Annotated in this window: 10 protein-coding genes and 1 pseudogene; 8 read left to right on the top strand and 3 right to left on the bottom strand. The window is 71.3% G+C overall.

The features are described 5' to 3' along the window. The 5 genes and pseudogenes from CCN33_RS32770 to CCN33_RS33490 all read left to right on the top strand — a co-directional run. A pseudogene (locus CCN33_RS32770) lies at positions 1–167 on the top strand (TetR/AcrR family transcriptional regulator); the annotation flags it as partial. 39 nt (positions 168–206) lie between these two features. Next, positions 207–782 (top strand): Uma2 family endonuclease, encoded by a 576-nt coding sequence (locus CCN33_RS04420; RefSeq protein WP_086691304.1) that lies wholly within the window; start codon positions 207–209, stop codon positions 780–782. A gap of 116 nt (positions 783–898) precedes the next feature. After that, complete coding sequence (locus tag CCN33_RS04415; RefSeq protein WP_086691302.1) at positions 899–2056, top strand: acyl-CoA dehydrogenase family protein; 1158 nt, start codon at positions 899–901, stop codon at positions 2054–2056. A 36-nt stretch (positions 2057–2092) separates the two neighbouring features. Beyond that, positions 2093–2959: an acyl-CoA thioesterase II gene (gene tesB / locus CCN33_RS04410; protein ID WP_086691300.1), complete on the top strand. Its 867-nt coding sequence runs from the start codon at positions 2093–2095 to the stop codon at positions 2957–2959. A gap of 399 nt (positions 2960–3358) precedes the next feature. Further along, positions 3359–3838: a hypothetical protein gene (locus CCN33_RS33490; protein WP_279628144.1), complete on the top strand. Its 480-nt coding sequence runs from the start codon at positions 3359–3361 to the stop codon at positions 3836–3838. A 67-nt stretch (positions 3839–3905) separates the two neighbouring features. Here CCN33_RS33490 and CCN33_RS04400 read toward each other — a convergent pair whose 3' ends face one another. Together CCN33_RS04400 and CCN33_RS04395 are read right to left on the bottom strand one after the other, a co-directional pair. Further along, the gene (locus tag CCN33_RS04400) at positions 3906–4694 is read right to left on the bottom strand and encodes a phosphatase (RefSeq protein ID WP_086691296.1); all 789 of its coding nucleotides are present in this window, start codon (positions 4692–4694) and stop codon (positions 3906–3908) included. A gap of 70 nt (positions 4695–4764) precedes the next feature. Then, on the bottom strand, positions 4765–6297 hold the full coding sequence (locus tag CCN33_RS04395) for a PucR family transcriptional regulator (RefSeq protein WP_086691306.1): 1533 nt from the start codon (positions 6295–6297) through the stop codon (positions 4765–4767). 196 nt (positions 6298–6493) lie between these two features. Here CCN33_RS04395 and CCN33_RS04390 point away from each other — a divergent pair, with 196 nt between their 5' ends. From CCN33_RS04390 to CCN33_RS04380, 3 genes are read left to right on the top strand one after another with little or no spacing between them, the layout of a single operon-like run. Then, positions 6494–7954 carry a sodium:solute symporter family protein gene (locus CCN33_RS04390; RefSeq protein WP_086691294.1) on the top strand — a complete coding sequence of 487 codons (1461 nt, stop codon included), beginning with the start codon at positions 6494–6496 and terminating at the stop codon, positions 7952–7954. A gap of 56 nt (positions 7955–8010) precedes the next feature. After that, a complete protein-coding gene (speB, locus tag CCN33_RS04385) occupies positions 8011–8982 on the top strand; it encodes an agmatinase (RefSeq protein WP_086691293.1) in 972 nt (323 codons plus the stop codon). 5 nt (positions 8983–8987) lie between these two features. Beyond that, positions 8988–10673, top strand: coding sequence for a thiamine pyrophosphate-binding protein (locus tag CCN33_RS04380; RefSeq protein ID WP_086691291.1), 1686 nt, complete (start codon positions 8988–8990; stop codon positions 10671–10673). A 70-nt stretch (positions 10674–10743) separates the two neighbouring features. Here CCN33_RS04380 and CCN33_RS04375 read toward each other — a convergent pair whose 3' ends face one another. Beyond that, positions 10744–11547 (bottom strand): endonuclease I family protein, encoded by an 804-nt coding sequence (locus CCN33_RS04375; RefSeq protein WP_086691288.1) that lies wholly within the window; start codon positions 11545–11547, stop codon positions 10744–10746. Positions 11548–11795 lie beyond the last annotated feature (248 nt).

Here is an 11795-nt window from a genome sequence, read left to right as displayed (position 1 = left end):
ACCCCACCCTCACCGAACCCGCCGCCCGCTCCGCCGTCCACTCCGTCTTCGGCCTCCTCAACTCCACCCCCCACCTGGGCCGCTCCGGCACCCTGCCGGGCAGAGCGGTGACAGCGACACTGCTGCACCGGATGGCGCGCGGGGCGTTCGCGGCAGCGGGGTCTTGAACGGGCTCGCAGCGGGAGGCGTCTCAGTACGCTGACCTCATGGACTACGCGAAGATGCGCGCGATCGCCGAGGAGCTCGGCGCCTACGCCGAGCAGCTCGAAGGAGCCTGGAGCGTGGAGATCGGTCCGTCCGGCCCGATACTGGCCATGATGTGCCCGTCGAAGCGTCATGAGGGCACGGTTCGCCGTATCTGCAAGCAGTTGGATGAACAGCTTCTCCGCACGCATCCCGGCTACATCTGCGCGAGCGGACCCGAGATCGAACACCCCGCGATCGGACGCATGCGTCTCCCCGACGCGGTCGTCATCCCGGAGGCCGTGCTCGACGAAGAAGGCATCGCCGTCGATGCGACGCAGGTGCTGGGGGTGGTCGAGGTCGTGTCGCCCTCCAATCCCCACAACGGCTATGTCGAGAAGCTGGCCGACTACCCCGCCATGGGCATCGCCCACTACCTGATCGTCGACCCGCGCACCGGCACGATCGAAGCCCACTCCGACCCCTGCAAGGGCCGCTACGCCCGCAAGGACGCGTACATCTTCGGCGACACCGTCCCCTTCGGTCCCTGGCTGATCGACACCGCCGACTTCAAGCGGTACGGCAAGACCGGCAACTGACCGCCGTCGAGGGTGGGGAAGCTCACCCTGGACGGTGAACGTACTCGCCGGTACCTTCGGTTGAGCAAGCGCTTAGACATGCCCTGTGTCATGCCGAGGTACGTGGAGGTGGCGGCGTGCGCCGTACGGTGTTCAACGAGGATCACGAGGCGTTCCGGGAGACTCTCCGGGACTTCATCGAGTCCGAGGTCGTGCCGGTCTACGACGAGTGGTTCGCCGCCGGTCAGGCTCCGCGCGACTTCTACTACAAGCTCGGCGAGCTGGGCATCTTCGGCATCAACGTGCCCGAGGAGTTCGGTGGCGCGGGGATGGACAGCCACAAGTTCGAGGCGGTCCTCTACGAGGAGACCTCCCGCGCGGGCGTCCAGTTCGGCGGCTCCGGCGTGCACGTGCTGCTCGCCCTGCCCTACATCAAGATGCTGGCCACGGACGAGCAGAAGAAGCGTTTCCTGCCGAAGTTCGTCACCGGCGAGGAGATGTGGGCCATCGCGATGACCGAGCCCGGCACCGGCTCGGACCTCGCGGGCATGAAGACCACCGCGAAGCTCTCCGAGGACGGCACCCACTACGTCCTCAACGGCGCCAAGACCTTCATCACCGGCGGTGTGCACGCCGACAAGGTCATCGTCTGCGCCCGTACCTCCGCCCCGAAGGAGGACGACCGCCGGTTCGGCATCTCCCTCTTCGCCGTGGACACCAAGTCCGAGGGCTACTCCGTCGGCCGCAAGCTGGACAAGCTCGGCCTGAAGACCTCCGACACCGCCGAACTCGCCTTCGTGGACGTCAAGGTCCCCGTCGAGGACCTGCTCGGCGAGGAGAACAAGGGCTTCTACTACCTCGGCCACAACCTGGCCTCCGAGCGCTGGGGCATCGCCTTCGGCGCCTACGCCCAGGCCAAGGCCGCCGTCCGCTTCGCCAAGCAGTACGTCCAGGACCGCACGGTCTTCGGCAAGCCGGTCGCCCACTTCCAGAACACCAAGTTCGAGCTGGCCGCCTGCCAGGCCGAGGTGGACGCCGCCGAGGCCGTCGCCGACCGCGCCACCGAGGCGCTGGACGCAGGCGAGCTGACGCCCGCCGAGGCCGCCTCCGCCAAGCTGTTCTGCACCGAGGTCGCCCACCGCGTGATCGACCGCTGCCTCCAGCTCCACGGCGGCTACGGCTACATGAACGAGTACCCCATCGCCCGCCTGTACGCGGACAACCGGGTCAACCGCATCTACGGCGGCACCAGCGAGATCATGAAGTCGATCATCGCCAAGGACATGGGCCTGTAAGGCCCCCGCAATGACTGGCCGGTACAACCACACGACATGAGCCAGGCACTTCAGGACCTCCTCGATCTGCTCGACCTCGAGCGGATCGAGGAGGACATCTACCGCGGGCAGTCCCGCTCCGCCGTCGTCCCCCGTGTCTTCGGCGGCCAGGTCGCCGCGCAGGCGCTGGTCGCGGCGGGGCGTACGGTCCCCGCCGACCGCGCCGCACACTCGCTGCACGCGTACTTCCTGCGCACCGGCGACCCCGGCGCGCCGATCGTCTACAGCGTCGACCGCATCCGCGACGGCCGCTCCTTCACCACCCGCCGCGTGGTCGCCGTCCAGCACGGCAAGCCGATCTTCCACCTCTCCGCCTCCTTCCAGGCGTACGAGGACGGCCTCGACCACCAGGCCCCCATGCCCCAGGCGCCCGACCCGGCCACCCTGCCGACGTCCCAGGAGCGCCTGCGCGGCTACGCCCACCTCGACCCCGAGGTCGTCGAGCGCTTCCTGGAGGCCCGCCAGGCGATCGACCTGCGGTACGTGGACGAGCCGCCGTACGGGGAGTTCGGCGCCCCGCGCGAGCCGCACAGCCAGGTCTGGTTCCGCGCCAACGGCAAGCTGGACGACGACCCCCTGCTGCACGTCGTCCTCGCCACCTACGTCTCCGACATGACCCTGCTCGACTCGGTGCTGCTCGCCCACGGGCGCGGCGGCTGGGCCGTCGGGGACGTGGTCGGGGCCTCCCTGGACCACGCGATGTGGTTCCACCGCCCCTTCCGCGCCGACGAGTGGCTCCTGTACGACCAGGAGTCACCCTCCGCGCACGGCGGCCGGGGCCTGGGCCAGGCCCGGATCTACACGCGCGACGGAGAACTCGCCATCTCCGTCGTCCAGGAGGGCGTGGTCCGCGTACCGCGCTGAGGGGTCATCTCCCTTGTCCGGCGCCGGGGTTGCCCGCCCCGGCGCCCTCGCTTGCGAGGGGGCCCGCGCCGTGCGCCGGGCGTCCGGGACAACCCGTCACTCAGTAGACCGCTCAACAGGACGCGCGACGCATCCGGGACTAGGCTTCATGAGTGAAAGCCGCAGCACACGGCATGCCCGGTGACGAGGTTCCCGGCTTTACGGACCTCAGCCGCAGCACCTGACGGCGCAGATGCGTACGGGTGGTCTGCAAGGCGTCGACGGAGCACGACCGTGCCGTTCAGCGCACTGCGGTGACACCTGAAGACCGTGCCGCATCTTCCTCTTCGCGGTGACGGCCATCCACCTCGCACCCAGATCGGGAGCGCGAGAGACGATGGAGATGGAAGGTAATTTCTCATGCGATCAACGCGCGCGAGGCGTCTTGTCGCCCTGTCCGCCACCGGCCTTCTGCTGGCCGGCGGAGCAGCGGTGGGCGCCGCGGGCACCGCTTCGGCGACCCAGAACGGCAATCACAGCTCCTACGACAGGGACTACCGGGGCGGTCACCACAACGGCTACAACAACGACCGCGGCTGGTGGAACGATGACGACTGGGGTTGGGGTCGTCACAACAACTGGAACAACTGGGGTGACTACGACAACTACTGGGGTGGCTACGGCCACGGCGGCTACGGCGGCCACGGCGGCTACGGCCACGGCGGCTACGGCGGCCACGGCGGCTACGGCCACGGTGGTTACGGCGGCGGCCATGGCGGCGGCTACGGCGGCGGTCACGGCGGTGGCTACGGCGGCGGTCACGGTGGCGGCGGCCACGGCGGCGGCGGCCATGGCGGCGGCGGCCACGGCGGTGGCGGTCACGGTGGTGGCGGTCACTGACGACAACACCGCGATCTGAGCGAGACGTGCGGCCCCCGAGGGGGTCGCACTCCCGCGTCGGGGAGGATCAGACGAGTCCGGCCTGGTCGAGCAGGTACGCCGTCATCGGGTCGTAGTGGCGGGGGCTGACCACGTGGTCGTCCAGCGGGACCGCCACCTGGAGGGTGCCCTCCGCCTCGGCGAGGAACAGCGCCGGGTCGTTGCAGTCGGCGTACCCGGCCGCGTCGACGCCGTGCTGCGCCGCGTACCCGGCCCAGCCGTGGTCGGCCACGACGAGGTCCGGCAGCTCGCGGCCCTCGCGCTCGAGTCCGGTGAGGATCGCGCGCATCGGCTCCCCGGAGTGGGTGTGCCAGAGGGTCGCGCCGTGTTCCAGGACGGCCACGTCGGCGAACTGCATGACGTACCCCTCGTCGGTCTGCAGCCGCTCCGGGATGACGACGATCTCGCAGCCGGCGGCGCGCAGCGCGGCGGCGGTGGCCCGGTGCACGTCCAGCAGACCGCCCGGATGCCCGGTGGCGAACAGCACCCGCTGACTGTCCTCGGCCGCCTTGCGCAGCCGCAGTGCGAGCCGCTCCAGCGCGGCGACGGTCAGCTCCGGGTCGATGGTGTCCTGGCCGTACCGGTGCTCGGCGTCGTCGTTCACACCGACCCGCTCGGCCATCACTGCGAGCACGTCCTGCTCGTCGGTCCAGCGGTCGCCCAGCTCCAGGCCGAGCCAGAAATGCCGGTCGCCGTTGGCCAGCCTGCGGTAGTGGGAGAGGTTGTTCTCGCGAGGTGTCGCCACGTCCCCCGCGATCCGCGTTCTCACCAGATGGTCGACGAGCTGAGCACGGCTGGGCGTCCCGGATATCGGCATGCCCCCCATTGTGGGGCAGCGAACGATCCGCCGTCTCCGGGACGCCCCTCTTCCGGGGGACCGTGGTGGATCAGTGGTGGCGCAGGGCGAACCACAGCTCCATGCGGACGTCCGGATCGTCCAGGTCCGTGTCGAGGAGGGCGGCGCAGCGGGTGATGCGCTGGCGGACGGTGTTGCGGTGCACGTCCAGCGCGACCGCCGTACGGTCCCAACTCCCGTGGAGGGAGAGCCAGGTGCGCAGGGTCTCGGTGAGCGCCGGGCCCGCCGCGAGCGGGGCGAGGAGGGCCCGCGCGTGCTCCTCCGCGTCCGGGCGGGGCACCAGCTCACTCAGCCCCGGCCGGGCGCCGTGCCGGACCAGCGGGGCGCGGGTGGCGCGGGCGCGGGCCAGCGCGCGGGCGGCCTGAGCGTCGGCCGACGGCCAGCCGTCGGGCTCGGCCGGCGCGCCGACGCCCAGAGTCCAGCCGGGCTGCGCGGCCGGCTCCCGCCCGGCGGGCACGAGGACGCGTACGACGTCCCGGCCCAGGTCGATCAGGGGTGAGCCGAGCGCCGCGCCGAGGGCGGCCGCGCCGACGGGGTCGGGGATGCCGTTCTCCGGGCGGGCGTGCACCACCAGCCACCGCCCGCCACTCCCCAGCAGCCCGGCCACCTCCGCCGGGGCCGCGCCCAGCAGCAGTCGCACCAGCGCCGAGGAACGGGCCGCGCCCGCCCCGCTCTGGTGCTCGCCGGTCAGCAGGGAGAGCAGTACGGCGGCGACGGAGGCGATGGTGTGGTCGGCCGGCTCACGCCGCCGGGTGGCCACGCCGAGCACGAACCCGCTGCTGCCGCCCAGGGCGTAGGCGGCGAGCTGGGTGTCGCCGAGGGAGTCGGTGGCGGAGGCGGGGGCGTCCCTGGGGGTGTTCTCCGGGCCGGTGTCCGGCCGTACCACCGCCGTCAGCTTCCGCAACGCCTCCTGCGTCCCCGGTACCGGCGCGCGGCCCGCGCTCGCGATCGCCGTGCCGTCGGGGGCGTACAGGAGGGCGTGCGCGGCAAGGCGCTGGGCGAGCTGGCGCAGGACGGAGGGAACCGGGTCGGGGCGGGAGGCGGCGGCCGCGAGGCTCTGCTGGGCCTCCGTGACCCGGCGCAGCTCGGCGAGGCGGGCCTGAGCCATCAGCTGCCACACCGCGCGGGCCACCCCGGAGAACGTGGTCCGGGGCGGCACCTCCAGCAGCGGCAGCCCGTACGCCTCACAGGCGGCGACCAGCGCGCGCGGCACCGTGTCGTGCACCGGGGCCAGCCCGAAGCCGAGGGCCGCGCCGCCCGCCGCGACGATCCGGGACACGTAGTCCTCGAAGTAGTCCCCCGAGCTCTCGACTTCGCTCGAGCGGGGGGCGCCCCCATCGGCCCCCGCCGCCTCCGGCACATGCACTCCGGCCGTGAGCAGCAGCTCGCCGCCCAGCAGATACGGGTACGGGTCGGCCATCTCCGAGGTGTGCGCCCAGTGGATCACGGTGTCCGGGGCCGTGGGACCGGCGATCTGGCGCAGGCCCAGGTCCTCGCGGGCCAGCAGCGCGGAGAGCGGCACGGGCGGGGTCGGCGGGACGGATGGGGCGGTCGGCTCCGACATGGTGTGCACATCCTCCTGTCCACCCCGTTCATATGGATGAAACGTACACTTCGCAGTCGCTTTCCGGCCACCTATCGTCTAGGCGGAACGGCAGCCACGGGTACGGGCGGATGTCCCCGCGAACCGCTGCCGTCGACACCCCCACGCCACCGCACGACACGCCACCGGACAAGCGCGCGAAGGAGGGCCCCAGCCCATGGCCGTCGACTACACAGTGATCGTCGTCTATCTTGCCGGGATGCTGGCCATGGGCTGGTGGGGCATGCGCCGCGCCAAGTCCAAGAGCGAGTTCCTGGTGGCCGGCCGCAGACTGGGCCCGGCCATGTACTCCGGCACCATGGCCGCCATCGTGCTCGGCGGCGCGTCCACCATCGGCGGGGTCGGTCTCGGCTACAAGTACGGCCTCTCGGGCGCCTGGATGGTCTTCACCATCGGCCTCGGCCTGCTCGCCCTGTCGGTGTTCTTCTCGGCCCGCATCGCCCGGCTGAAGGTCTACACCGTCTCCGAGATGCTGGACCTGCGCTACGGCGGCCGGGCCGGGGTCATCTCCGGCGTGGTCATGTGGGCGTACACCCTGATGCTGGCGGTCACCTCGACCATCGCCTACGCCACCATCTTCGACGTGCTGTTCGACATGAACCGCACCCTGGCGATCGTCCTCGGCGGATCGATCGTCGTGGCCTACTCCACCCTCGGCGGCATGTGGTCGATCACGCTCACCGACATGGTGCAGTTCGTGGTGAAGACCATCGGCGTGCTGCTCCTGCTGCTGCCCATCGCCGTGGTCAAGGCGGGCGGCTTCTCGGGGATGAAGGCCAAGCTGCCGACCTCGTACTTCGACCCGCTGGGCATCGGCGGCGAGACGATCTTCACCTACGTGCTGATCTACACCTTCGGCATGCTGATCGGCCAGGACATCTGGCAGCGCGTGTTCACCGCCCGCGACGACCGCACCGCCAAGTGGGGCGGCACCGCGTCCGGCACGTACTGCCTGGTCTACGCGGTGGCCGGCTCGGTGATCGGCACCGCGGCCAAGGTGCTCTACCCCAAGCTGGCGAGCCCGGACGACGCCTTCGCCACCATCGTCAAGGACGAACTCCCCATCGGCGTCCGGGGTCTGGTGCTGGCCGCCGCCCTCGCCGCCGTGATGTCCACCTCCTCCGGCGCCCTGATCGCCTGCGCGACCGTCGCCAACAACGACATCTGGTCCCGGCTGCGGGGCATCGTCCGCCCCGGCGGCGAGGAGCACGACGAGGTGAAGGGCAACCGCGTCTTCATCCTGATCATGGGCATCGCCGTGATCGGCACCGCCATCGCGCTGAACAACGTGGTCGAGGCCCTGACCGTCGCGTACAACCTGCTCGTCGGCGGGCTGCTGGTGCCGATCCTCGGCGGGCTGCTGTGGAAGCGCGGCACCGTGCAGGGCGCGCTCGCCGCCGTGATCGTCGGCGGCCTCGCGGTGATCGGCCTCATGGCGGGCTACGGCATCCTCGCCAACGAGCCCGTCTACTACGGCCTGCTCGCCTCCCTCGCCGCCTACCTGGTGGTCTCCCTGGCCACCCGGCCCACCGACGAACGCGTCCTCGCCGTCTGGCGCGAGCGCCTCGCCGGCAAGTCCCCCGAACTCCCGTCCGAACCGGTCCCGGCTCACCAGTAGAGTCGTACGGAAAGCAGTACATGCGCGACTAAGCGCAAGGAAGAAGGCATTTCACGATGAGCAGCTCCGAGACGCCCCGCGGGCCCGTCGACTCCTCCCGCGTCCCGCGCTACGCGGGCCCCGCGACCTTCGCCCGGCTGCCCCGGCTGGACGAGGTCGGCCGCGCGGACGTCGCCGTGGTCGGCGTGCCGTTCGACTCCGGCGTCTCGTACCGGCCGGGCGCCCGCTTCGGCGGCAACGCCATCCGCGAGGCGTCCCGGCTGCTGCGCCCGTACAACCCCGCGCAGGACGCCTCCCCGTTCGCCCTCGCGCAGGTCGCGGACGGCGGCGACATCGCGGTGAACCCGTTCAACATCAACGAGGCCGTCGACACCATCGAGGCCGCCGCCGACGACCTCCTGGGCACCGGCGCCCGCCTGATGACCCTGGGCGGCGACCACACCATCGCGCTGCCGTTGCTGCGAAGCGTCGCCAAGAAGCACGGCCCGGTCGCACTGCTGCACTTCGACGCGCACCTCGACACCTGGGACACGTACTTCGGCGCCGAGTACACCCACGGCACGCCGTTCCGCCGCGCGGTGGAGGAGGGCATCCTCGACACCGAGGCGCTGTCCCACGTCGGCACGCGCGGCCCGCTGTACGGCAAGCAGGACCTGACCGACGACGAGAAGATGGGCTTCGGCATCGTCACCTCGGCCGACGTCTACCGCCGGGGCGCGGACGAGGTCGCCGACCAGCTCCGCCAGCGCATCGGGGACCGCCCGCTGTACATCTCCATCGACATCGACTGCCTCGACCCGGCGCACGCCCCCGGCACCGGCACCCCCGAGGCGGGCGGCATGACCTCCCGCGAGCTGCTGGAGATCCTGCGCGGGCTCGCCTCGTGCAACCTGGTCTCGGCGGACGTGGTCGAGGTCGCCCCGGCGTACGACCACGCCGAGATCACCTCGGTGGCGGCCTCGCACACGGCGTACGAACTCACCACCATCATGAGCCGTCAGATCGCGGCGGCCCGGAAGGACGCGTAAGCGACGTGACGCACGACCACGACCTGGAACTCCGCCCGACCGAGGCGCAGACGGAGGCGGCCCTGAATCCCCCGCCGGGGCGCAACGGCGGCGACCTGGTCGTGGAGACGCTGGCCGGGCTCGGCGCGACGACCGTCTTCGGCCTGCCCGGCCAGCACGCGCTCGGCATGTTCGACGCGCTGCGTCGCTCCTCGCTGCGCTACGTCGGCCTGCGGGTGGAGAACAACGCGGGCTTCGCGGCGGACGCGTACGGCCGGATCACCGGGGAGGCGGCGCCGCTGCTGCTCTCCACCGGGCCGGGCGCGCTGACCTCGCTGGCCGCGCTGCAGGAGGCGGCGTCGGCGTCGGCGCCGGTCCTGGCGATCAGCAGCCAGATCCCCACGGCGGGGCTCGGCGGTGGCCGGCACGGTTATCTGCATGAACTCCCGGACCAGTCGGCCTCGTTCCGGGGAGTGGTGAAGTCGGTGCACACGGTGCGCTCGCAGTCGCAGATCCCGTCGGCCGTCGCGGAGGCCTGGCGGTCCGCGCTGACCGCTCCGCACGGGCCGGTGTGGGTGGAGATCCCGCAGGACGTGCTGCTGGCGGAGACCTCGCTGCCGGTGGTGACGGCCCCGGACGCGACTCCGGAGGAACTCGTCCCGCGCATCGAACTCACGGCGGTGGCGGCGGACCTGCTGTCCCGTGCCGTTCGTCCCGTGATCATCGCCGGCGGGGGAGTCGTCCGGTCCGACGCCTCGGGCAAGCTGCGGCAGCTGGCGGAGAAGCTGGACGCGCCCGTGGTGACCACCTTCGGCGGCAAGGGCGCCTTCCCGTGGGAGCACCCGCTGTCCCTCCAGTCCTGGCTGGAGGACCGGCACATGACCGACCTGCTGGAGGACGCGGACGTCCTGCTGGTGGTCGGGTCGGGGCTCGGCGAACTCTCCTCGAACTACCACACGTTCAAGCCGCGCGGCCGGGTCATCCAGATCGAGGCCGACCTCGGCAAGCTGGAGTCCAACCATCCGGCGCTGGGCATCCACGCGGACGCCCGCCTCGCGCTCCAAGCGCTGCTGGAGACGGTGTCCGAGCGGACCGACGTCACGGCGCCGGAGCGGGTGCGGGACGTGCTCGGCCGGATCGCCGACCGGATCGCCGGGCAGGAACTCGCGCTGGAGCAGGATGTGCTGGCGTCCGTGCGCCGGGCGCTCCCGGCCGGCTCGCCGTCCTTCTGGGACATGACGATCCTCGCCTACTGGGCCTGGTCCGCCTTCGACCCGCGCGGCACCAACACCATGCACTCCGCCCAGGGCGCCGGCGGCCTCGGCTACGGCTTCCCGGCCGCCCTCGGCGCGGCGGCGGCCGACCCGACCCGGCCCGTCCTCGCGGTCTCCGGCGACGGCGGCGCCCTGTACTCGATCGCCGAACTGGCCACGGCTCGTCAGTACGACCTGCCGGTCACCTGGCTGATCGTGGACGACGGCGGCTACGGCATCCTCCGCGAGTACATGACCGACGCCTTCGGCCAGGCCACGGCGACGGAACTGACCCGCCCGGACTACGTGGCGCTGGCCGAGTCCTTCGGGGTGCCGGGCGTGCGCACGAGCCCCGAGACCCTGGAGACGGACCTGGCGAAGGCGCTGGCGACGCCCGGTCCCTCGGTGGTCGTCCTCCCCGCGGTCCTGCGGATGTTCGCGCCGACCCACCTGGGCTGACCGGCCGCGCCGGACGCCGGGCAGCGGTGAACCTCCCCCGTGCGGGGGCGGGTTCACCGCTGTCGTGCGTCTACCAGATCGCGTCGACCCACTCCGGGTGGTCGATGAACGGGTTGCGGTTGTGCTGGTAGGTGTCGTAGATGACCTGGTTGCGCTTCTCCTCGAAGGCGCTCGGCGGGTCCTCGTCGTTCCACTGCTTGAGGACCGACAGTCTGCCGATGTACGGGTTGCTGCCGTTGTTGACCTTCTCGTTGGGCTCCAGGTCGGCGAAGCCGTCGCCCCCGTCGTAGCGGACCGCCATGTAGAGGATCATGCGGGCCACGTCGCCCTTGTCCGCGTCGCGCGGCTCGAAGGAGTCCGAGTCGGTGAGGCTGCCGCCCCCGCCGCTGACCGCGCTGCCGCCGTCGTCGAAGTCCTTGTTCCCACGGACACTGTTGACCTGTACGTCCGCGGGGCGCAGGTGGTGCAGGTCGGTGCCGGGACCGGTCACCTCGCCGAAGTCGCCGTGCGACTTGGCCCACACGTGCTCGCGGTTCCAGTCGCCGGTGCTGCCGCCGCTGAGGGACTTCGCGCGGGAGACGCCGCTGTAGAGCAGGATCACGTTGCTGCTGTTGTTCGGGTCCTGGTCGGTGACCTTCAGCGCGTCCCAGACCGCCGAGTACGAGATCTTGCTCTGGCTGCTGATGATGGTGTGCAGCGAGGACTTGAGGCTCGCGCCCGTCTTGCCGACGGCGTTCTTGTAGTACGTGCTGTCGTACGAGGTCGTCGTCGCGCTCGCCGGGGAGGCGGTCGCCGTGGGCAGGGCGAGGCCGACGAGCAGAGCCGAAACGGCCAGTGCCGGGGCCTTCCAGCGGTGCATGTGCGTCACGGGCATGTGGGGGCCGATCTACGCGGGTTGATTGAGTCGACAACCTGAGCGTGACATGGACATGTATAAATGGCGGTGAAGAAGACGTGACCGTTGTGTGTCGAGACCCGGCACGTCGGCCGTCATGAGCGTCAGTCGGCGGACGGCGGCCGGCCGCCCCCCAGCCGAGCGCATGCCGGGGCCCGCACCCCTGCCAATCCCAGAAGGCAGTGCCTAGGGCCGCCCCCACACCTTCACGAACACCAGTGCAACCC

Source organism: Streptomyces recifensis (genome assembly GCF_002154615.1).
GTDB lineage: Bacteria > Actinomycetota > Actinomycetes > Streptomycetales > Streptomycetaceae > Streptomyces > Streptomyces griseoluteus.
This window is presented reverse-complemented; position numbering and strand designations above follow the sequence as displayed.

Bases quoted from the DNA above. Each gene is read 5' to 3' on its own strand.
- CCN33_RS04420 (WP_086691304.1), top strand. From the start codon at position 207: ATGGACTACGCGAAGATGCGCGCGATCGCCGAGGAGCTCGGCGCCTAC.
- tesB (WP_086691300.1), top strand. From the start codon at position 2,093: ATGAGCCAGGCACTTCAGGACCTCCTCGATCTGCTCGACCTCGAGCGG.
- CCN33_RS33490 (WP_279628144.1), top strand. From the start codon at position 3,359: ATGCGATCAACGCGCGCGAGGCGTCTTGTCGCCCTGTCCGCCACCGGC.
- CCN33_RS04400 (WP_086691296.1), bottom strand. From the start codon at position 4,694: ATGCCGATATCCGGGACGCCCAGCCGTGCTCAGCTCGTCGACCATCTG.
- CCN33_RS04395 (WP_086691306.1), bottom strand. From the start codon at position 6,297: ATGTCGGAGCCGACCGCCCCATCCGTCCCGCCGACCCCGCCCGTGCCG.
- CCN33_RS04390 (WP_086691294.1), top strand. From the start codon at position 6,494: ATGGCCGTCGACTACACAGTGATCGTCGTCTATCTTGCCGGGATGCTG.
- speB (WP_086691293.1), top strand. From the start codon at position 8,011: ATGAGCAGCTCCGAGACGCCCCGCGGGCCCGTCGACTCCTCCCGCGTC.
- CCN33_RS04375 (WP_086691288.1), bottom strand. From the start codon at position 11,547: ATGCCCGTGACGCACATGCACCGCTGGAAGGCCCCGGCACTGGCCGTT.